The organism is Rhodanobacter lycopersici, assembly GCF_040812335.1.
Taxonomy (GTDB): Bacteria; Pseudomonadota; Gammaproteobacteria; order Xanthomonadales; family Rhodanobacteraceae; genus Rhodanobacter_A; species Rhodanobacter_A lycopersici.
In genome coordinates this window covers 101,276-124,297 of sequence record NZ_JBFOHK010000005.1, presented here as the reverse complement: position 1 = coordinate 124,297, position 23,022 = coordinate 101,276, and the positions used below count along the sequence as shown (strand labels likewise).

Below are 23,022 nucleotides of genomic sequence, written 5' to 3'. Positions count from 1 at the left end.
CTTCGCCCGCGGTCGCGCACGTCACCGCCTCCCGTCACGGCCACCATCAGGGCGGCCGCACGTTGGCCAGCAGACCAAGGACGCCGCATGCGGAATCTGGAAGACAGCAAGATCGCCATCATCGGCCTGGGCTACGTCGGCCTGCCGCTGGCGGTGGAGTTCGGCAAGCATTACGACACGCTCGGCTTCGACATCAACCAGGCTCGCATCGACGAGCTGCGCGCCGGCCACGACCAGACGCTGGAAGTGGATGCCGCCGAATTGGCTGCCGCCGCGCGCCTGCGTTGCTCGGCCGCACTCGACGACTTGCGCGCGTGCAACGTCTACATCGTCACCGTGCCCACGCCGATCGACCAGGCCAAGCGGCCCGACCTGACGCCGCTGGTCAAGGCCAGCCAGACCCTGGCCCAGGTGCTGAAGCCGGGCGACATCGTGGTGTACGAGTCCACCGTCTACCCCGGCTGCACCGAGGAAGTGTGCGTGCCGATCCTCGCCGAGGGCTCCGGGCTGGTCTTCAACCGGGACTTCTTCGCCGGCTATAGCCCCGAGCGGATCAACCCGGGCGACAAGCAGCACCGCGTCACCGGCATCCTCAAGGTCACCTCCGGCTCTACGCCGGAAGTGGCGGAGTTCGTCAATCGCCTGTACGGCTCGATCATCACCGCCGGCACGCACCGGGCCAGCTGCATCAAGGTGGCCGAGGCGGCCAAGGTGATCGAGAACACCCAGCGCGATCTCAACATCGCCCTGGTCAACGATCTCGCGATCCTGTTCAACAAGCTCGGCATCGACACGCTGGAAGTGCTGCAGGCGGCCGGCACCAAGTGGAACTTCCTGCCGTTCCGCCCCGGCCTGGTCGGCGGCCACTGCATCAGCGTCGACCCCTACTACCTCACCCACAAGGCGCAGGAGGTGGGGCACCACCCGGACGTGATCCTGGCCGGCCGGCGCACCAACGACGGCATGGGTCCGTACATCGCCGGCGAGGTGATCCGGCTGATGGTGCGCAAGGGTATCAACCCGGTGCACGCGCGCGTGCTGTTGCTGGGCCTGGCGTTCAAGGAGAACTGCCCGGACCTGCGCAACACGCGCGTGGTCGACATCGTGCAGGCGCTGCGCGGCTACAACGCCACGGTGGACGTGCACGATCCCTGGGTGAACCCCGCCGAGGCCGCGCACGAATACGGCCTCACGCCGCTGGCCGAGCCGCCAACGGGCGCCTACGATGCGGTGATCGTGGCGGTGGGCCATCGGCAGTTCGTGGCGCTGGGCGCCGCGGGCGTGCGCGCCTACGGCAAGCCGTCGTCCGTGATCTACGACGTCAAGTATGTGCTGCCGCGCGATGCGGTGGACGGGAGACTGTGATGGCGACACTCGACACCCTGCTGCCGCCTGATCTGCAGGCACGCGTGCGCGCCGAGTCGGGCACCTGGCTGGTGACCGGCGCCGCCGGCTTCATCGGCTCCAACCTGGTCGAGGCCCTGCTGGGCCTGGGCCAGAACGTGGTGGGCCTGGACAACTTCGCCACCGGCCACCGGCACAACCTCGACGAGGTGGAACGGCTGGTCGGACCCGCGGCGTGGTCGCGCTTCCGCTTCATCGAAGGCGACATCCGCGAAATCGCGGACTGCCGTGCCGCCTGCGCCGGCGTGCGCCACGTGCTGCACCAGGCCGCACTGGGTTCGGTGCCGCGCTCGATCGAGGACCCGCTGGCCACCCACGCCGCCAACGCCACCGGCTTCATCAACATGCTGGTGGCCGCGCGCGACGCCGGCGTGGCCAGCTTCACCTACGCCGCTTCCAGTTCCACCTACGGCGACGAACCCAGCCTGCCCAAGGTCGAGGACCGGATCGGCCGCGCGCTGTCGCCTTACGCCGTGACCAAGCTGCTCGACGAGATCTACGCCGAGGTGTTCGCGCGCTGCTACGGCTTCAAGTCGATCGGCCTGCGCTACTTCAACGTGTTCGGCCGCCGGCAGGACCCGGAAGGCGCCTATGCCGCGGTGATCCCGCAGTGGATCGCCACCATGATCCGCGGCGAGAGCGTGTACATCAACGGCGACGGCGAGACCACGCGCGACTTCTGCCACGTCGCCAACGCGGTGCAGGCCAACCTGCTCGCGGCATTGGCGGCGGACGAACACCGCGATCTCGTCTACAACGTGGCGGTGGGGCAGCGCACCAGCCTCAACCAGCTGTTCGAGGGGCTGGTGCAACAACTCGCGGCCGAGAGCGTGCGTTACGACCACCCTCCGATCCACCGCGAATTCCGCGCCGGCGACGTGCGCCATTCGCTGGCCGATATCAGCCGTGCCGCCACGCGCCTGGGTTACGCGCCTACCCATGCCCTGGTTCCCGGCCTGGGCGAAGCGATGCCGTGGTACCTGGGGTTCATCGCTCAGCAGACAGCGGCTTGAATTGCCCCCTTTCGCGGGGGTGAGCCAAGGCTTCCGGCCGGCTCAGCCCAACCGGCATGGCCGGATCGGGCGCTTCCGCAGCAACGGTCACCGCACCGGCACCAGCCGTGGTCACATGCCACAGCCGGTGCCGCCGTGCATCACGCCGGGAAATCCGGCGCCCTTGCCATGCGCACCGCAAGCGGCCGTGCAACGACCTTGCCCGCTCTCCCGTGACTGCCGTCACCCCTCCCCTGAAGCGACCCGGGGCGGCTTGGAGCCGACGCAATCCCATATTCCACTGCCGGAGCCCGCCATCGGCAGAAAATACCAATAATGTGATGAACTAGACATATAAAGCATTGCGTGCCGCACGAACAAATGATATGGACAGCGGTTCGCCGCATTGCTACTCTCCCAAGTCCACAGGCACCGGATGCCAGGTAGGGGGTAGAGGGAATGATGCGGTTTCTGCATAGACAGTCCACGCGCTGGCTGCTCGTGCTTGCGCTGGCCGAGTTGCTGCTGCTTTGTGCGTCCCTGAACGCCGCCACCTGGCTGCGTTTCGGCGACGTCAACGAGCTGCACCATCTGCCCGAACGCTCGTTGCTGTTCGGCGTGATGCTGATGCTCGGCCTGGCGGCCATGGGCCAGTACCAGGTGCACATGCGCGTCACCTGGTTCGGCCTGCTGGCGCGACAGGCCGTCGGCTTCATGCTCGGCGGCCTGGGCCTGGTGGTGGCCTACTACGTGTTGCCGAAGGCCTACATGGGCCGCGGCGTGCTGGGCATCGCGCTGGCGGTCGGCTTCGTGGCGGTCACCGCGTTCCGCGCGGCGTTCCTGCGGCTGGTCGAGGTGGAGGTCTTCAAGCGGCGCATCCTGATCCTCGGCGGCGGCGCGCGCGCGTCGCAGATCCATAATCGCATGCGCCGCCGCTCCGACCGGCGCGGCTTCGTCGTGGTCGGTTTCGTACCCCGCCCCGGTGAAGCCGTCAACGTGCCCGCCGAACTGCTGGTCACTCCCGATGTCCCCCTGGATGTCTGGGCCGAACGGCATGCCATCGATGAGATCGTGGTGGGCGTCGACGACCGTCGCGGCAGCCTGATGATGGACGAGTTGCTCGAATGCCGGCAGCTGGGCATCGAGGTGACCGATCTCACCACCTTCTTCGAACGCGAATCCGGGCGCGTGCAGCTGTCGCTGACCTACCCCTCCTGGCTGGTCTACTCCGGCGGCTTCTACGCCTCCCCGCTGCGCCGGCTCAGCAAGCGCTGCTTCGACCTGGCCGCGGCGCTGCTGGTGCTGGCGCTGACCTGGCCGATGATGCTGCTGACGGCGCTGGCCATCCGCATCGAATCGGGTTCGGGCCAGCCCATCCTGTACCGCCAGGAACGCGTGGGCGTGCGCGGCAAGACCTTCTGGCTGGTCAAGTTCCGCAGCATGCGCACGGACGCCGAGCGCGACGGCGTGGCGCGCTGGGCGGCCAAGGACGACGACCGCGTGACCCGCGTCGGCCGCTTCATCCGCAAGGTGCGGCTCGACGAGCTGCCTCAGCTGTGGAACGTGCTCAAGGGCGAGATGAGCTTCATCGGCCCGCGCCCCGAGCGCCCCCAGTTCGTTGCCGACCTGACGCAGAAGATCCACTACTACAACCTGCGCCACTGCCTCAAACCCGGCCTGGCCGGATGGGCACAGCTGCGCTATCCGTATGGTGCGTCCGAGGACGATGCCGCCGAGAAACTCAAGTACGACCTCTACTACGTCAAGAACAACAACCTGCTGTTCGACCTGCTGATCCTGATCCAGACGGTCGAAGTGGTGTTGTTCGGTCGAGGCGCACGCTGACTGGCAGCGCCCGCCAGGACAGGCTTGACGGGCCCAGATGATCCAAGGATTCGCCATGCCGAGTCGAAGCTTGCAGGGTCACCCGGGAACATCCGCCCCGCACGGGTGGGAACCGGCCGGCACACCCCGCCGGCACTGGCGCTGGCGGGCCATGCTGGCGGCAATGGCGGTACTGCTGGCGGCCGTGGTGATGGCACAGGCCATCGTGCGGAACCGCGACGTGCAGACCGTACCGGCGCCGGACGATCAGACGGCCACGACGACATCCGCCGTGGCCCAGGACGCGGACTTCCCTCCGTCCACCACGGTTCCACCAGCCACGTTGGCCCGCACGCAGCCGGCAGCAGCCGCCCCGGCGGCGCAGACCATGGCGAACATCGAGGCGCCCGAGCAGCTTTCGTCGGAGAGCCTGGCCTGGACCTATCAGGACATGCCGTGCGACCCCGGCATCCGGGAATCCAGCCCGTGCAAGCCTTCGCGCGTCCTGGCCCTGGTGGATGCCAAGACGCGCCCGGACAATGCGGCCGCCCTGGTACCGGCCGCCCTCCCGGTGCAGGCGCCGGCCACGACCATGGCGCCGCATCCGCGGCTGCTGCTGGACAGCAGCACACTCGCCACGCTGCGCCAGCGCGCCACCGGCTCCAACCCGCAATGGACGGCACTCAAGGCGCAGTGCGATTCCTACATCGGCGGCACGGTGGAATACCCCACGGGCAATGCCTATCCGAACCTGCCCAACATCGGCCAGGGCTACCAGGGCAGCGACTACGTGCCCGCGCTGCTGGCCGAAGGCATGTGCTACCAGGTGCTCAAGACCAGCAATGCCTCGGCAGCCGCCACCTATGGCGCCAAGGCGGTGGACATCCTGCTCAAGATGTCGACCTCCGGCAGCCAGGGACAGCCGCCCTGCACCGACAGCGGTTACGGCATCCGTTTCTACGGCGTGGGCATGGGCATGGGCTATGACTGGGTGTACGACCTGCTGACGCCGGCCCAGCGCACGCAGGTCTACACCACCGCGAACGCCTGGATCACCGCCTGGGAGGCGCCCAATGGCTGCGCCGATTTCGAGTACGCGCACCCGCAGAGCAACTACTACGCAGGCTACTTCCACGCCAAGGCGGCCATCGCGCTGGCCACCTACGACGAGAACCCCTCGGCGCCGGCGGAATGGGACGACTGGCTGAACAACCAGTTCGCCAAGCGCGTGCAGCCCTACTACCAGCTGCATCTGCTGGGCGGCGGCTGGCCGGAGGGCTACGCCAACTACGCTCCGCTGGGCGTGCTCAACATGACCCTGCCCCTGCGCGAGGTCAAGACGGCCACCGGCCAGGACCTGGTGCATGCCGCCGCGCCCTACAGCTACCCGCTGGACAGCGCCGAATACACGATGCACTTCACCTGGCCCTCGCGCGCCTACTTCGACGACCGCGACACCAATCATTCCGCTTCCACCAGCCAGCCGCCGGGAACGACGCAGGTGGGGCTGTTCCAGCAACTGGTCGGCGCCCTCGACTATTGGGGCTCGCCGCACACCGCGATCCTGCGGCAGTACCTGGCCGAGGTGAACGCCGCCACCAGCGGCTACGGCACGGCGGATCCGTGGCTGCAATTCCTGGCGCTGGATCCGGCGGGCGCGGTGGCGCCCGTAAGCGGGTTGCCGCTGTCCTACTTCGCGCCGGGGCTGGGCGCGGTCGCCGCACGTTCGGACTGGGGCACCAGCGCCAGCTGGATGTCCTTCCGTGCCGCGCCGTACGCCAACAATCCGGCGCAGGGCGAGGAGTTCTTCGACCAGGGCAGCCTGGCCCTGGTCCGCGGCGGCACGCCGCTGCTGCTCAACGCCAGCGGCTGGATGGTGCACGACCCCAACGGCACCGCGGACGAGAACCTGATCTACACCGACAACTTCGGCAGTTTCAGCAGCAGCAACATCTACTCGGGCAACCGCCAGGAAGAGAACGTCTTCTACGTGCGCAACATGAACAACGGCTCGCTGGTCGAGCAGTTCGGCCAGTTCGCCAGCACCAGCGAGGACAACCAGGCCAGCACCAAGGTGGCCGCGTTCGAGGACGGCGGCAACTACGTCTATGTGCTGGCGACGGGCCTGCAGGACATGTACCGCAGCTTCGCCGCCGGCAAGGCCGTGGTGAACTGGTCGCGCGAGGTGGTGTACCTGCGTCCGAACCGCTTCGTGGTCTACGACCGCACCACGGCCGGCAGCGCCAGCTACGACCAGTACCTGGCCTGGCACTTCCCGGCCAGCCCGGCCATCAGCACGACCGCCGCCGGCGGCAAGCGCCTGGATGTCACCTACAGCGGCACCTATGCCGGCGCGATGACCGCCGTGCTGCCGCAGAACACCACGTTTTCCACCACGGCGCTGTACCCCTCCAGCAACCCGACCAAGGCCTGGCAGGTGCAGGTCCGCTCGCCGGTCGCGGGTGCCAGCCAGCAATGGCTGACGGTGTTCGACCTGTCCGCCGCGCCATCCGCGGTGGCCAGCGCCAAGCCGGTAACCGTCACCCGGGGAAGCATCCTCGGCGTACAACTGGCGGCGGCAGACGGCAATGCCGTGGTGATCAGCAGCACGGGCGCGGCCGGAACACCGCTGACCGGCACGATCGGCTACACCGTCGACAACCTCGCCGCGCACCACGTGATCACCGATCTGGCCCCCTCGGCCGGCTACGCCGTGACCGTCGCGACCAGCGGCAGCCAGAAGAGCATCACGGTGGCCGCCGGCGGCACCATCATGAGCAGCGCACGGGGCGTACTCGACTTCACCGTGAACGGCAACAGCGTGCAGCAGGCCACGCAGTATCCACCGCCGGTGTCCGCCCTGCCGGTACCCGGCTATCCCAAGCCATACAAGGGATGAGCAGGCTGGTGGAGATGGACGTCGTGCACTACAGGTCTTCAGCCATCCTGCTCGATATCGGTGATGTGTATACCGGTACCGATGCGTTGCGGATCCATTCCGTGGGTGAAAAACGGCTGCTGCCCGCGCGTGGCGAACCCCTCTGCGTGCCAAGCCTCCAGCACCGGCCCGGCAGCAGCCAGACGTACCTCGATCGCGTCGTAGCCAGCCTCGTAGCCCATCCGGCAAAGCTCGCGGATCGCGCGGCGATCGGCTTCGCGCACGCCGCCGGCGAACCAGGCGTCGGTCACGGTCATGAATTCGGGTGCGCGCACGTTGGTCTCGCAAGTGAACCAGGCCAGCAGGGGCGCACCCGGTGCCGGCGCGACCAGCAGGAAGCGGCGATGGATCGCCGGCAGGCCGAGGAAGCGCCACTTCAGCATCTGTACGGTTCGCGCCGTGCTCAGGCCGTCACCATGTTCGGACTGCTCCCACAGTGCCTGCATGCGCGGATCGACGGTGTCGGCCCAAGCCACGTGCAGGACGGAGCGCCGCCGCGGCAAGGGCAACCGCCGGCCCGCAGCGATCGCACCGTCCAGCAACGCACCTCCGGCGCGGCCAAGCAGCCCGGGCAGCACGCGTGGCGCGTAGTTCCGGTAGCGCAAAACTCTTACGTGGCGCTGAAGATGTGCTGGAACGTCAAACCGGGCACGTTTGCAAATGGCACCACCACTGGCATTCGTGAGTCCATACAAGAACAGGAAATGCTCAAGGCCGGCCGCGCTCATGGTTCGGAACAATCCAAGTGCAGGCTTCAGCGAACGGTGCCCGGGCAACACGACAAAGTGGCTCAATGCCCCACCCGTCACTTCGTGTCCCTGCCACAACATCGGACGAGGCCCGGCACCGATGGTGCCCACGATCTCGCCGCTGGCACGATGGCGCAGCAGTCGCAGCAAGGGCTGTCCGAACGGGCAGCCCAGGTAGAACACGTCGTACATCCGTCCGAGCTGGTCCTGCCAGCCGATCTGGCCGCGCCAGAGGCCGATGACGGTGTCGCGATCACGCTCGAGGTGGCCCTCGATCGTCTCGTAGCGGTCGTCGAGAATGGTATCTCGCGTATCCATGTATGCGCCTCCCCGTGCGGCAGCGCCCCGCGATTCTGCGCGTCACCCACGTTCCGTTCAAGGCGAAATCGCCGCGCCGGAGGCGGCGGCCAGTATGCGTGTGCACTGCGGCGGGCGATCCGGCGCGCACGCGGCGACAACGGCAAGGCAGAGGTGCAGGCATGAACCGGCACGCGGGCTGCATAGACATGGATTGGGCTGCGTTTGATCCATGGCGCGTCCAGGCGGTACGGCATCGCTTGATGGAGCACCCGTTGCTGCAGCCGGACCAGCTCGTGGAGTTCGGTCGGCGCCTTGAGCGGGCAGCACAGCTCTACTCGTTCAGCAACGATGCCACCGCCGGGGCCAATTTCAGCGAGGTGGGGCGCACGAATCCGAACCGCAAGTCGGCGCAGGAAACCCTGCAGGACATCGGCCACGCCAAGGCATGGATGTTGCTTCGCCATGTACAGGGCGATCCGGCTTACCGTGGGCTTGTCGACTCCGTGCTCGATGAAATCAAACCGCAGGTCGAACACAAGGATCCCGGCATGTGCTACCGGGCCGGCTGGATTTTCGTGTCCTCGCCGCGCACGGTCACACCGTTCCACATCGACCGCAACCACGGCATCCTGCTGCAGATACGCGGCAGCAAGACCGTCTACGTGTGGGATCCCGACGACATCACGGTGGTAAGCGACCGCGCGCGCGACTGGTTCCACGGCCATCGCGAGCTTGCCCTGGTCAAGTGGCAGGAGGAGTTCCGCGCTCGCGCGCACGTATTCCACTTGCAGCCCGGCATGGGCGTGTACATGCCGCTGACCAGCCCGCACATGGTCGAGACCAGCGACGAGCCGTCGACGACGCTGAGCCTCAGCTACAACACCGACGCATCGCGTCGCAACGTGCTGCTGCACGTCGTGCGCGACCGGATGCGCGGCCTAGGGATCGGGCTGCCTCCGGTCGGCCGGCGCCCCCGCTTCGATGCATGGCTGCATGCCGCTGCGCATGCCGCGGATGGCACGCGCAGGTACGTGCGCCACCGGCTCGGCCGGCCTGCCCATTTCGATGGAGCACCCTACGCTTCGGACGATTGAGCTGGCCGACTGGCCACCTCGATCGCCGGCAGGCGCACAGGCACGTTCGACGAGTATGCAGATCATGACGCCCGGTGATACGCAAAACATGGACTTGCTCGACGTGCTGCCTGGCCAGGCCGATGGCACGGGCGACGTGTGGCAGCATCGGCAATATCCGCTCGCTCCCGCGCTCGCCACCGCGCTTGCCGATGCCATGCGCCGATGGCCGCACGGTCCGGCGCAATGGTTGAGCGCAGCCCTGGCGCTGGTCGAATCGCGCCTGACCGGGGCAGACGCCGTGCTTGCCACGGCGTGGGGGGCACTCGGCGTCACGCAGGGTTCCATCGAGGTGCCGCGCACGGGATCACGCAATGCCTGGCTCGAAACCTGCGTGCACGCATTCGACGCACCGGCGGGCGCACCAGCGCACAGCGTATGGCTCGCCCACGACGACGAGGCGGCGCTGGCTTGCGGCGACGTATCGGCACGGCTGGCCTGGCGACTGCGCCTGTCGGACGACGCCCAGTTGCACGCCGATTTTCGCGGATCGCTGGACGGGGCGTCCGTCGACCTGCTTGCAGGCTGCGTGAAACGCACGCTCGCGGCATTCGGAGCGGCGGCGGACTGCCCGCTGGAATCGATCGACGTCCTCGACCCGGCCGAGCGCCAGCAGCTGCTGGTCGAATGGAACGCGACGGACGTGCCGCGCCGCGCCGCGGATACGGTGCACGGCCTGTTCGCCGCCGTCGCCAGGGAGCATGCGGATCGGGTCGCGGTCATCGACGACCGGTGCAGCCTGACCTATGCGCAGCTGGACCGGCTCGCGGCGGGACTGGCGGCGCGCCTGCGCGGCGCCGGCGTCGCGCGCGGCGCGATCGTCGGCGTGATGCTGGACCGCTCGGTCGACGCGGTAGTCGCCATTCTCGGCGTGCTGAAAGCAGGCGCGGCCTATCTGCCGCTCGATATGGCCTATCCGACGGAACGCGTGGCCTTCATGCTGGACGACGCCGAGGTGCGCATCGTGGTGACGCCGCGCATCGAACGGGCGCTGCCGCTGGCCGATGCGATCGTGCGCGTCTCCGTTGCCGCCGGGGAGCAGCCCGGCGATCCCATCGCCACCGAACTGGACGGCGAGGCGCTGGCCTACGTGATGTACACCTCCGGATCGACCGGCACGCCGAAGGGCGTGGAGATCCGGCACCGTTCCATCATCCGCCTGGTACGCGATGTCGATTACATCGCGCTGGGGCCCGACACGCGGCTGCTGCATGCGGCGCCGCTGGGCTTCGACGCTTCCACGCTGGAGATCTGGGGGGCGCTGCTCAACGGCGGTTGCGTCATCGTGCACGACGAGGGCATTCCGACCGGCGGCGGCCTCGCCCGCAGCATCACGCGGCACAAGGTCAGCACGGCTTTCCTCACCACGGCGCTGTTCAACGCCATCGTGGATGTCGATCCGCGTCACCTGACCGGACTGCGCGAACTGTTCACCGGCGGCGAGAAGGTCTCGGTCCGGCATGTGCGCCGGGCCCTGGATGCGTTGCCCGGCACGGCCATCGTCCATCCGTACGGCCCGACCGAATGCACGACGTTCACCACCACGCATCGCATACCGCGCGATCTTGCTCCCGACGCGCGCACGATCCCGATCGGGCGCCCCATCGCCGACACGCGGCTCTACGTGCTGAACCGGCGCATGGAACTGCTGCCGATCGGCGTCGTCGGCGAATTGTTCGTGGGCGGGGCCGGCGTCGCGCGCGGCTACCTGCGGCGCCCCGGACTGAGCGCCGAACGCTTCGTGCCCGATCCGTTCGGCGGCGCGGGCGAACGCCTGTACCGCACCGGCGACCTGGTGCGCTACCTGCCGGATGGCGCCATCGAATTCGTCGGCCGCATGGACGGCCAGGTCAAGATCCGCGGCTTCCGCATCGAGACCGGCGAGATCGAGGCGGTGCTGGCACGGCATCGCGCGATCGGCGCGTGCGCCGTGCTGGCGCGTGAGGACCAGCCCGGCCGCAAGCGCCTGGTCGCCTATTACGTGTGCACCGGTGCCGGGGCGACCGCGCAGGCGCTGCGCGGCTACCTCGGCACCAGCCTGCCGGAGTTCATGGTGCCGGCATGCTACGTGCAGCTCGATGCGCTGCCGCTGACCACCAACGGCAAGCTCGACCGCCGCGCGCTGCCCGCGCCGGATTCCAGCCGGCCCGAACTCGCCGTGCCGTACGTGGAACCCGTCGGCCTGCTGGAGCAGCAGGCGTGCGCCGTGTTCGGCGAGCTGCTCGGGCTGGATCGCGTGGGTCGCGACGACAATTTCTTCGAGCTGGGCGGCGATTCGCTGGCCGCCGTGCGTGCGGTCAACCAGCTCGGCAAGCTGGTGTCGCACGAGCTGACCATACCGATGTTCTTCCAGGGCCCCACGCCGGCGGCGCTGGCGCAGGCGATGGCAGGGAACTCCGAGGGCACGCCCGCCGCATCCGGCACGCCGCACGATAGACGCGGCGCCGACTCCGAGCCGGTCGCGATCATCGCGATGGCCGGGCGCTTCCCGGGCGCGGACGACGTCGAGGCGTTCTGGCGCAATTTGTGCGCGGGCCGGGAATCGATCACGTACTTCGGCGCCGACGAGCTCGACCCGGGCATCGCGCGCGCGGAGCGCGACGACCCGTCCTATGTCGCCGCGCGCGGCATCGTCGACGGCGTGGAGAACTTCGATGCCGCGTTCTTCGGCATCCCGCCGCGCGAGGCGGAGCTGATGGACCCGCAGCAGCGGATCTTCCTCGAACTGTGCTGGGAATGCCTGGAGCGCGCCGGCCATGCGCCGGGTACGCATGCCGGGCCGGTCGGCGTGTTCGGCGGCATGTACCACGCCACTTATTTCCAGCGTCACCTGAGTGCGCGGCCGGACCTGGTCGACAAGCTCGGCGCGTTCCAGGTGATGCTGGCCAACGAAAAGGACTTCGTGGCCACCCGCGTCGCGCACAAGCTCGACCTGACCGGCCCGGCGGTCAGCGTGAACACCGCATGCTCGACCTCGCTGGTGGCGATCTGTCAGGCCTTCGACGCCTTGCGCGCGGGCCGTTGCACGATGGCGCTGGCCGGCGGCGCGTCGATTACCTGTCCGCCGCGCAGCGGCTATCTCGCCCAGGAAGGCACCATGCTTTCGCCGGACGGGCACACGCGCAGTTTCGACGCGGAGGCGCGCGGCACCGTGTTCAGCGACGGCGCCGCGGTGGTCCTGCTCAAGCGGCTGTCCGATGCGATCGCCGACGGCGATCCGATTTATGCGCTGATCCGCGGCGGCGCGGTGAACAACGACGGCGGCGGCAAGGCCAGTTTCATGGCGCCGAGCAGCGCGGGGCAGGCTGCGGTGATCGCCATGGCGCAGGCGGATGCCGGCGTCGACGCGCGCAGCATTTCCTACGTGGAGGCGCATGGCACGGCCACCCCGATCGGCGATCCGATCGAGATCGAGGGCCTGACCAGTGCGTTCCGGCGCGGCACGAGCGACACCGGCTTCTGCCATGTCGGCTCGCTCAAGAGCAATGTCGGCCACATGGTGATCGCCGCCGGGGTGGCAGGCGTGATCAAGACAGCGTTCGCGCTGGCCGAGCAGCGGATTCCGCCGACCCTGCATTTCCGCGCGCCCAACCCGGGCATCGATTTCGCCAACTCGCCGTTCGTGGTCAACCAGCAGTTGCTGGAGTGGCGGTCCGGCAGCGGGCCGCTGCGCGCAGGCGTCAGCTCGTTCGGCGTCGGCGGCACCAATGCGCACGTGGTGATGGAGCAGGCTCCCGCACGGGAACCTTCCGATGCCGCGGACGGCTCGCAGCTGCTGCTGTTGTCGGCACGCACGCCGACGGCGCTCGCCGCGACGGCGGAGCGGCTGGCTGCGCACCTGGGCACGCACCCCGGCGAGAACCTCGCCGACGTGGCCTGGACACTGGCGGTGGGCCGCAAGGCCTTTGCCCATCGCGCGGCGGTGGTGGTCGGCGACGCGGCCGAGGCGGCCCTGCGCCTCGCCGAAGTCGCTGCCGCCAGTGTGCGCAGCCAGGCCGCCCAGCCGGCCGACGTGGTGTTCCTGTTCCCGGGGCAGGGCTCACCCTATCCCGGCATGGGCCGCGCGCTGCATGCCGCCGAGCCGGCGTTCCGCGAGGCCTTCGACGCCTGTGTGGCGCATGCCGCCGAGGTGGCGGACTTCGACCTGCGCGAGCGCGTGTGGAGCGACGATCCCGCAGCGCTGCTGCCCACCGCGGTGATGCAGCCGGCGATCTTCGCGATGGAATACGCGCTGGCGCAATGGTGGTTGAGCCTCGGCGTGCGTCCGGCGGCGATGCTCGGCCACAGCGTGGGCGAGTTCGTCGCGGCCACCCTGGCCGGCGTGTTCGAACTGCGCGATGCGATGCGCCTCGTCACCCGCCGCGGCGCGCTGATGCAGGCGCAGCCGGAGGGCGCGATGCTGTCGGTGCGGCTGTCGCGCGAGAACGTGCTCGCGTGCCTGCCGGCGACACTGTCGCTGGCGGTGGAGAACGCGCCGGCCGCCTGCGTGGTGGCCGGCCCGCACGCGGATGTCGCCGCGTTCCAGGCCGTGCTGGAGCAGGATGGCGTCGCCTGCCGCCCGCTGCGCACCTCGCACGCCTTCCACTCGGCGATGATGGAGCCGGCGCTGGCGCCGTTCCGCGCCGAAGTGGCGCGCGTGCCGCGGCAGGCGCCACGCATCCCGCTGGTGTCCACCGCGACCGGCGACTGGCTGGGCGACGACGCGGCGCAGTCGATCGACTACTGGACGCGCCACCTGCGCGAGCCGGTGCGCTTCTCCAGCGCGCTCGAACGCGTGCTCGACAAGCCTTCCCGCGTGCTGCTGGAAGTGGGCCCGCACGCCACGCTGTGTTCGCTGGCGCGCCAGCAGCCGCTGTTGCGCCAACAACACATCCCCGCCCTGCCCTCGCTGGGCGACGCACCCCAGGCGGAGCCGATGCAGCTGCGTCAGGCCGCCGGCGAACTGTGGCGCCAGGGCGTGGCCATCGACACCGCACGGCTGGACCGGCGCGTGCAGCGCCGCCGCGTGTGTCTGCCCAGTTATCCCTTCGAACGCCAACGCCACTGGATCGACGCGCCGGCGGCAGCGAACGCCCACGAACCGCTGCCGCCTGCCACAACGCCCGAACACCACGAAGGAACGCCCATGCCTGCGCCAACCGTGTCGTCCATGGATCGCCAACCGCGCCTGATCGACCAGCTCAAGGCCACGTTCGAGGACATCGCCGGCATCGACCTGGCCGACGCCGATCCCGCCAGCCACTTCATCGAGCTGGGCCTGGACAGCCTGATGCTGACCCAGGTGGCGCTGCAGGTATCCAAGACCTTCGCGGTGCAGGTGAGCTTCCGCCAGCTGATGGGCGACTGCTCCAGCTTCGCGCAGCTGGCCGCGCTGCTCGACGCGCAGCTTCCAGCCGAGGCGCCCGCCGCGGCAGCGACACCCGTCCCGACGCAAGCGGCACAGCTGGCCATGCCGGCGCTGCCGGCCATCACCGGCGCGGCGCCGGACGGCTACGTGCAGCAGGTGATCGCGCAGCAGATGCAACTGATGGCCCAGCAGCTGGCCCTGCTCGGCGGTGCGCCGCTGGCACCAGTCGCCGTGCCGGCGCCAGCGGCCGCGTCGCCTGCACCGGCTGCCCCGATTGCCGCTGCGGCCCGGGCCGTAGATGAGGAAGCCGCGCTGGCCCATACCCGCTACGACGTGAAGAAGGCCTTCGGCGCGATCGCGCGCATCGACACCGGCAAGTTCGAGCTCACGCCGCGCCAGCAGGGCCGGCTGGACCGCTTCGTCGAACGCTACGTGGCGCGCACGCGCAAGTCGAAGGAGTACACCCAGGCGCATCGCCCGCACATGGCCGACCCGCGCGTGGTCAACGGCTTCCGCCCGCTGCTCAAGGAGATCGTCTACCAGATCGTGATCGAGCGCTCCAAGGGCGCCCACCTGTGGGACCTGGACGGCAACGAATACGTCGACGCGCTGAACGGCTTCGGCATGAGCCTGTTCGGCTGGCAGCCGGACTTCGTGCTGGATGCCGTGCGCAGGCAGCTTGAGCTCGGCTACGAGATCGGCCCGCAGCATCCGCTGGCCGGCGAGGTGGCGCAGCTGGTCTGCGAAGTCACCGGGCACGAGCGCGCCGCGCTGTGCAACACCGGCTCGGAGGCGGTGCTGGGTGCGTTGCGCATCGCGCGCACGGTGACCGGGCGCGAAACCGTGGTGCTGTTCACCGGTTCCTACCACGGCATCGTGGACGAGGTGATCGTGCGCGGCACCAAGAAGCTGCGCGCGGTACCGGCCGCACCGGGCATCCTGCGCAACACCGCCGAGCACGTGCTGGTGCTCGACTACGGCACGCCGGAATCGCTGGAAATCATCCGCACGCGGGCGCACGAGCTGGCCGCCGTGCTGATCGAGCCGGTGCAGAGCCGCCGCCCGGATTTCCGTCCGGTCGAGTTCCTGCGCGAAGTGCGTGCGATCACCGAAGCAAGCGGCACGCTGTGCATCTTCGACGAGATCGTCACCGGCTTCCGCAGCCATCCCGGCGGCACCCAGGCGCTGTTCGGCATCCGTGCCGACCTCGCCACCTACGGCAAGGTGGTGGGCGGCGGCTACCCGATCGGCGTGATCGCGGGCAGGCGCGAATACATGGACGCGCTGGACGGCGGCCAGTGGCAGTACGGCGACGACTCGGTCCCCACCGTCGGCGTCACCTATTTCGCCGGCACCTTCGTGCGCCACCCGCTGGCGCTGGCCGCGGCGAAGGCCGCGCTCGAACACCTCAGGCACGAAGGCCCCGCGCTGCAGGAACGGCTCAATGCGCGCACGGCGGCGATGGCCGACGAACTCAACGGCTTCTTCGTGGAAGTGGGCGCGCCGATCGCGGTCAAGCAGTTCGCCTCGGTGTGGAAGACCCAGTTCCTGGAGGAGCACCCGCTGCAGGATCTGCTGTTCGCGATGATGCGCAGCCGCGGCGTGCACATCCTGGACAACTTCCCCTGCTTCTTCACCACCGCGCACAGCGAGGCGGACTTCCGCCAGATCACCGAGGCCTACAAGGCATCGGTACTCGAACTGCAGGAGGCCGGCTTCCTGCCGCGCAACGTGCCCGCGGCGCAGACGGTGATGGATGCCGCCAAGCCGCCCGTGCCCGGCGCGCGGCTGGGCCGCGAACCCGACGGCCGGCCCTGCTGGTTCGTGCCGAACCCCGAACAGCCCGGCAAGTACCTCAAGGTGGAATCATGAACACGCCCATGGATGCGCATGCCGGCCTCGCGGCCGTCGACTACGACCCGTTCGCCAGTCCCGTGCTGGAGCGCGTGGTGCCCAGCACCGAGGCGCAGCGCGAGATCTGGCTGGCCGCCAAGCTGGGCGAGGAAGCCTCGCTGGCCTACAACGAGGCAGTCGCGCTGCACTTGCATGGCGTGCTCGACCGCGCCGCCCTGCTGGACGCGCTGCAGGCGCTGGTCGATCGCCACGATGCGCTGCGCGCCAGCTTCGGCCCGGATGGCGAGACCTTCTGCGTGGCCGCCGGCGTGGCGCTCGACGTGCGGCAGACCGGATTGGCCACGCTGGAGGCGTCAGCGCGCGACGCGGCGCTGGAAGAACGTCGCACGCAGACCGTGCTGCTGCCGTTCGATCTGGAAACCGGCCCGCTGTTCCGCGCCGAGCTGGTGTGCCTGGGCGAGAGCGAGCACGTGCTGCTGCTGAGCGCGCATCACCTGGTCTGCGACGGCTGGTCGTGGTGGGTGGTCGTGCGCGAGCTGGGCGCACTGTACGCACTGCGCAGCGGCGCCGGCAGCACAAGCCTGCCGCCGGCGCCCTCGTTCGCCGACTATGCCTTGCAATGCGCCGGGCAGGCAGACCACCATGCCCGTTCCGCCGATGAAGCCTGGTGGGTGGCGCATCACGCACACCGTCCGCCCGCCCTGGACCTGCCGGGCGACCGTCCACGGCCGCCACGGCGCGGTTTCGCTTCCGGCCGCGAGGACCACGTGCTCGGCGCCGACCTGGTCGGCGCGTTGCGCCACCTGGGTGCGCGCCACGGCGCGAGCCTGTTTGCCACCCTGCTGGGCAGTTTCGCGGGCCTGCTCGGCCGGCTGGCCGGACAGGACGAAGTCGTGCTCGGCATCCCCGCCGCGGCGCAGGCGAACGAGGGCCTGGGCGATCTGGTGGGCCACGGCGTCAACCTGCTGCCGCTGCGCTGCACGGCCGATCCGGCGCTGCCGTTCGCGCAACTGCTCGGCGCGGCGAGCGGCGAGCTGCTCGATGCGCTGGAGCACCAGCGCTGCACCTTCGGCAGCCTGCTGCAACAGTTGGACGTCGCGCGCGACCCCGCCCGCCTGCCGCTGGTCAGCGTGCTGTTCAACATCGACCAGGCACTGGAGCAGGGAAGCGAGTCCTTTGCCGGTTTGCAAATGGATCTCGCCAGCGTGCCGCGGCGCTACGAGAACTTCGAGCTGTTCGTCAACGCGGTGCAGGAACATGGCGGCCTGCGCCTGGAATGCCAGTACAACGCCGGCCTGTTCGACAACGCCACCGTGCGCCGCTGGCTGCGCACCTACGAAACCCTGCTGCGCGCCGCCGTGGCACAACCGGACTGCGCACTGGGCAACCTGCCGCTGGTCGATGCAACGGCGCGCCGCGAGCTGGCCGAACTGCAGCCAGTCGCGCACGGCTGGAGCGACCGGCCGGTCACCATGCACGGTGCCTTCGAGCACCAGGCCTCGGCCACGCCAGAGCGCACGGCTTTGCGCTGCGGCACCGAAACACTGAGCTACCGCGCGCTGGACGAACGCGCCAACCGCATCGCCCATGCGCTGATCGCGCAAGGCGTGCCGCCGGGCGCGCTGGTCGGCATCGCGCTGGAGCGCGGCCCCGACATGCTCGCGGCCCTGCTCGGCACGCTCAAGGCCGGTGCCGGCTACGTCCCGCTCGATCCCGGCTTCCCCGCCGAACGGCTGGCCTACATGGCCGACGACGCGCAACTGGCGGCGCTGCTCACCCAGTCCTCGCAGGCTTCGCGCTTCCACCTCGACGCTTGCCGGGTGATTACACTGGATGCGCCACCGGCCGGCTGGGAGGCGTTGCCGACCACGGCGCCGGCACGGTCGATCGATCCGTCGTCGACCGCCTACGTCATCTACACCTCCGGCTCCACCGGCCGGCCCAAGGGCGTGGCCATCCCGCATCGCGCCGTCGCCAACTTCCTCGCCAGCATGACCGGACGTCCCGGCCTGCGGGCCGACGACCGCCTGCTGGCGGTCACCACGCTGTCCTTCGACATCGCGGTGCTGGAGCTGCTCGGCCCGCTCGGCGTGGGCGCCGAGGTGGTATTGGCCTCCCGCGAGCAGGCGATGGATGGGGAAACCTTGAAGGCACTGCTGGCCGAGCGGGACATCACGCTGATGCAGGCCACGCCGGCCACCTGGCGCCTGCTGCTGCAGGCCGGCTGGCCGGGCGGCAGCTCATTCCGCGCGCTGTGCGGTGGCGAGGCGCTGGCGCCGGACCTGGCCATGGCGCTGCTGCAGCGCTGCGGCGAGGTGTGGAACATGTACGGCCCCACCGAGACCACGGTGTGGTCGACCTGCGCGAAGCTGGAACAGGATCAGCCGGTCACCATCGGTACGCCGATCGCCAACACCACGGTGTGGGTGCTGGACGAGCGGCGCCAGCCCTGCCCGCTGGGCGTGCCGGGCGAGCTGTGGATCGGCGGCGCCGGCGTGGCCACCGGTTACCTGCACCGCCCCGAGCTGACCGCCGAGCGCTTCGTCGCCGATCCGTTCAGCGACGAACCGGACGCACGGCTCTACCGCACCGGCGACCGCGGCCGCTGGCATGCCGACGGCACGCTCGAACACCTCGGCCGCGCCGACTTCCAGATCAAGCTCCGCGGCTTCCGCATCGAACCCGGCGAGATCGAGGCGCAACTCGCCGGCCATCCACCGGTGACGCAGGCGCTGGTTGTCACGCGCGAGGATCGGCCTGGCGATGTGCGCCTGGTCGCCTATCTGGCGAGCGCGGCGCCGGTGGACGAAGCCGCCCTGCGCAATCGCCTGCGCGAACGCCTGCCCGAATACATGCTGCCGCAGCACTTCGTGGTGCTGGCCGCGTTGCCGCTGCTGCCCAACGGCAAGATCGACCGTGCCCGCCTGCCGGCTCCGCTCGCCGCCAGCGTGCCGGCCGGCACGCGCGCCGCACCGCGCGACGAACTGGAACGCCAGATCGCGCAGGCGATGGCCGCCGTGCTGGGCGGCCTGGAGCCGGGTCCGGACGACGACTTCTTCGAACGCGGCGGGCATTCCCTGCTTGCCGCGCAACTCACCGCGCGGCTCAACCGCGAACTGGGCCTCGCGTTGCCGCTGCGCACCCTGTTCGAAGCGCCGACCGTGGCCCGGCTGGCGGCGGCGATACGCGAGGCGGGCGCGGCCGGCAAACAGGCGCCGCGCCAGATCGCGCGCCTGGCCGACCGCGAGCACGCCCCGCTGTCGCTGATGCAGCAGCGGGTGTGGTACCTCGAACAACTGCAGCCCGGCGGTGTGAACTACCACACGCCTTCGGCGCACCGCCTGCGCGGGCCGCTGAATCTTGAGGCCTTCGAGCAGGCATTGCGCACGGTGGTGCAGCGCCAGCCGGTGTTGCGCACCGCCATCGAGAGCGGAGAAGCGGGCACGCTGCAGCACATCCACGCCAGGCTCGAGGCGGAACTTCCGCTGGAAGATCTAACCAGCTTGCCGGCGAGCGAACGTGAAACGTGGCTGATGCGCCGGCTCGACGCGCTGATCGCCGAACCTTTCGACCTGTCCACGGCGCCGCTGTTCCACGCCCAGATGTTCCGGCTGGCCGACGAGGAACACGTGTTCTTCTTCATGACCCACCACATCATCTGGGACGGCTGGTCGTTCGACCTGCTTTATCACGAGATGGCCACGCTGTATGCCGCGTTCTGCGCCGGCCAGCCCGATCCGCTGCCACCGCTGATGATCGAGTACGGCGACTTCGCCGCTTGGCAGCGGCAGTGGATGCAGGGCGGGGAACTCGCGCGCCAACTCGACCATTGGCTGACCCGCCTGCGCAATCCGCCCGAGCCACTGGAACTGCCGGCCGACCGCGCGCGGCCGGTACGCATGTCCGGCGCCGGCGCCACCGAATGGATCGTGCTGTCGAACGGGCGCCTCGACGCCGTACGCGCACTCGCACACCAGGCTGGCGCGACGCCGTTCATGGTGCTGCTCGCGGCGTACTACGCGTTGCTGCACCGGCTCGGTGGCCAGCGCGACCTGGTCGTGGCCACGCCCGTGCGCGGCCGCGACACGGTGGAACTGGAAACGGTGATGGGCTTTTTCGTCAACGCGCTGCCGCTGCGCCTGGCAGTCGATCCGCAGGCCGGCTTCCTCGACATCCTGCGCGCGGTGCGCACCGTGGTACTCGACGCTTTTGCCTGCCCGGATGTGCCGTTCGAGCACCTGGTCAAGGCGCTGCGCCTGCCACGCGACGAAAGCCGTCCGCTGCTGGCGCAGGCGATGTTCTCCTATCAGGACGTGCGCGGCCGTCCACTGGCGTGGGGCGAGTTGCGCCACGAACACTTGCCGGTGTTCCAGCGCGGCAGCGCGTACGACCTCGGCCTGTGGTTTATCGAACAGGAACAGCAACTGCTCGGCGGCCTGAGCTTCAACACCGACATCTTCGAACCGTCCACCGCCGCACGCTTCCGCCGCGGCTACGAAACCCTGCTGGAAGGCGCGCTGGCCGATCCGCGGCAGCCGATCGCGCAACTGCCGCTGCTGCCGGCGGATGATCTGGCGCAGCTACGGCGCTGGAACGCCACCGCTGCGGCGATTCCCACGCCGACCATGCACGGCGCCTTCGAGCACCAGGCCTCGGCCACGCCGGAGCGCACGGCATTGCGTTGCGGCACCGAAACACTGAGCTACCGCGCACTGGACGAACGCGCCAACCGCATTGCGCACGGGCTGATCGCGCAGGGCGTCGGCCCCGGCGCGCTGGTCGGCATCGCGCTGGAGCGTGGCCCCGACATGCTCGCGGCCCTGCTCGGCACGCTCAAGGCCGGTGCCGGCTACGTCCCGCTCGATCCCGGCTTTCCCGCCGAACGGCTGGCCTACATGGTGTCCGATGCGAAGCTGGCGGCGCTGCTCACCCAGTCCTCGCAGGCTTCGCGCTTCCACCTCGACGCTTGCCGGGTGATTACGCTGGATGCGCCACCGGCCGGCTGGGAGACGCTGCCGACCACGCCGCCTGCACGGTCGATCAATCCGTCGTCGACCGCCTACGTCATCTACACCTCCGGCTCCACCGGACGGCCCAAGGGCGTGGCGATCCCGCATCGTGCCGTCGCCAACTTCCTCGCCAGCATGGCCGGACGTCCCGGCTTGCGGGCCGACGACCGCCTGCTGGCGGTCACCACGCTGTCCTTCGACATCGCGGTGCTGGAGCTGCTCGGCCCGCTCGGCGTGGGCGCCGAGGTGGTATTGGCCTCCCGCGAGCAGGCGATGGATGGGGAAACCTTGAAGGCACTCCTGGCCGAGCGGGACATCACGCTGATGCAGGCCACGCCGGCCACCTGGCGCCTGCTGCTGCAGGCCGGCTGGCCGGGCGGCAGCTCATTCCGCGCGCTGTGCGGTGGCGAGGCGCTGGCGCCGGACCTGGCCATGGCGCTGCTGCAGCGCTGCGGCGAGGTGTGGAACATGTACGGCCCCACCGAGACCACGGTGTGGTCGACCTGCGCGAAGCTGGAACAGGATCAGCCGGTCACCATCGGCACGCCGATCGCCAACACCACGGTGTGGGTGCTGGACGAGCGGCGCCAGCCCTGCCCCCTGGGCGTGCCGGGCGAGCTGTGGATCGGCGGCGCCGGCGTGGCCACCGGTTACCTGCACCGGCCCGAGCTGACCGCCGAGCGCTTCGTCGCCGATCCGTTCAGCGACGAACCGGACGCACGGCTCTACCGCACCGGCGACCGCGGCCGCTGGCATGCCGACGGCACGCTCGAACACCTCGGCCGCGCCGACTTCCAGATCAAGCTCCGCGGCTTCCGCATCGAACCCGGCGAGATCGAGGCCATCGCCCGCGAGGATGCCGGGGTGACCGACGCTGCCGTCATGGTCCGCGAGTTTTCCGCCAGCGACCAGCGCCTGGTGCTCTACGTGGTTGCCACCGAAGCGGAGGCCACGCTGCTGCCGCGCCTGCGCGGCGCGCTGGAAGCACAGTTGCCCGGCTACATGCGACCACAGCACATCGTGCGGCTGGAGGTGTTTCCGCAGACGCCCAACGGCAAGCTCGACCGCAAGGCACTGCCGTTGCCATTGCCGCCTGTAACCGACCACGATTCAGCGGCGACTGACGCAGATGGCGACTCGCGCCGCAAGTACCTGCGCGGCGTGTGGTGCGAGCTGATCGGCCTGGACAGCGTGGCGCCACACGACAACTTCTTCGATATCGGCGGCCACTCGCTGCTGGCGGTGGAACTGGCCACGCGTGTGCTGCGTGAAACCGGCGTGCGTTTGAACCTGCTGGACATTGCCAGCGGAACCTTGGCCTCGCTGGCCGTCCAGTTACCTGAGGCCGGGGCGGCGGCCGGGCAAGGCGATCATCTCGGCAGTCGCCTGTCCCGATGGCTGAGGTTGCACTGATGCGGGCGCTGGCGATCCCGTGTCAACGAGGGGTACCCGGGGGATAGCGTGATTTGCCG

8 protein-coding genes are annotated in these 23,022 nt (G+C 69.5%); 7 read left to right on the top strand and 1 reads right to left on the bottom strand.

Annotation, left to right across the window (positions count from 1 at the left end; genetic code table 11):
- Nucleotides 1–87: 87 nt before the first annotated feature.
- The 4 genes from tviB (at nt 88) to ABQJ54_RS16620 (ending at nt 7,119) form a co-directional block, all read left to right on the top strand.
- On the top strand, nt 88–1,365 hold the full coding sequence (gene tviB / locus ABQJ54_RS16635; RefSeq protein WP_367852543.1) for a Vi polysaccharide biosynthesis UDP-N-acetylglucosamine C-6 dehydrogenase TviB: 1,278 nt from the start codon (nt 88–90) through the stop codon (nt 1,363–1,365).
- Nucleotides 1,365–2,417, top strand: a complete 1,053-nt coding sequence (locus ABQJ54_RS16630; protein ID WP_367855443.1) for an SDR family oxidoreductase — start codon at nt 1,365–1,367, stop codon at nt 2,415–2,417. The genes tviB and ABQJ54_RS16630 overlap by 1 nt, the downstream gene beginning before the upstream one ends.
- A gap of 438 nt (nt 2,418–2,855) precedes the next feature.
- Nucleotides 2,856–4,241, top strand: a complete 1,386-nt coding sequence (locus tag ABQJ54_RS16625; protein ID WP_367855442.1) for a TIGR03013 family XrtA/PEP-CTERM system glycosyltransferase — start codon at nt 2,856–2,858, stop codon at nt 4,239–4,241.
- A gap of 55 nt (nt 4,242–4,296) precedes the next feature.
- The gene (locus ABQJ54_RS16620; protein WP_367855441.1) at nt 4,297–7,119 is read left to right on the top strand and encodes a hypothetical protein; all 2,823 of its coding nucleotides are present in this window, start codon (nt 4,297–4,299) and stop codon (nt 7,117–7,119) included.
- 38 nt (nt 7,120–7,157) lie between these two features.
- Here the strand turns inward: ABQJ54_RS16620 and ABQJ54_RS16615 are convergent, their stop codons facing one another.
- On the bottom strand, nt 7,158–8,225 hold the full coding sequence (locus tag ABQJ54_RS16615; RefSeq protein WP_367855440.1) for a hypothetical protein: 1,068 nt from the start codon (nt 8,223–8,225) through the stop codon (nt 7,158–7,160).
- A 2-nt stretch (nt 8,226–8,227) separates the two neighbouring features.
- Between ABQJ54_RS16615 and ABQJ54_RS16610 the strand changes: the two genes are divergently transcribed.
- The 3 genes from ABQJ54_RS16610 (at nt 8,228) to ABQJ54_RS16600 (ending at nt 22,963) form a co-directional block, all read left to right on the top strand.
- Nucleotides 8,228–9,301 (top strand): cupin-like domain-containing protein, encoded by a 1,074-nt coding sequence (locus ABQJ54_RS16610; protein ID WP_367855439.1) that lies wholly within the window; start codon nt 8,228–8,230, stop codon nt 9,299–9,301.
- A gap of 64 nt (nt 9,302–9,365) precedes the next feature.
- Complete coding sequence (locus tag ABQJ54_RS16605; RefSeq protein ID WP_367855438.1) at nt 9,366–16,559, top strand: hybrid non-ribosomal peptide synthetase/type I polyketide synthase; 7,194 nt, start codon at nt 9,366–9,368, stop codon at nt 16,557–16,559.
- Nucleotides 16,556–22,963 carry a non-ribosomal peptide synthetase gene (locus ABQJ54_RS16600; RefSeq protein WP_367855437.1) on the top strand — a complete coding sequence of 2,136 codons (6,408 nt, stop codon included), beginning with the start codon at nt 16,556–16,558 and terminating at the stop codon, nt 22,961–22,963. The genes ABQJ54_RS16605 and ABQJ54_RS16600 overlap by 4 nt, the downstream gene beginning before the upstream one ends.
- The last annotated feature ends 59 nt before the right edge of the window (nt 22,964–23,022 follow it).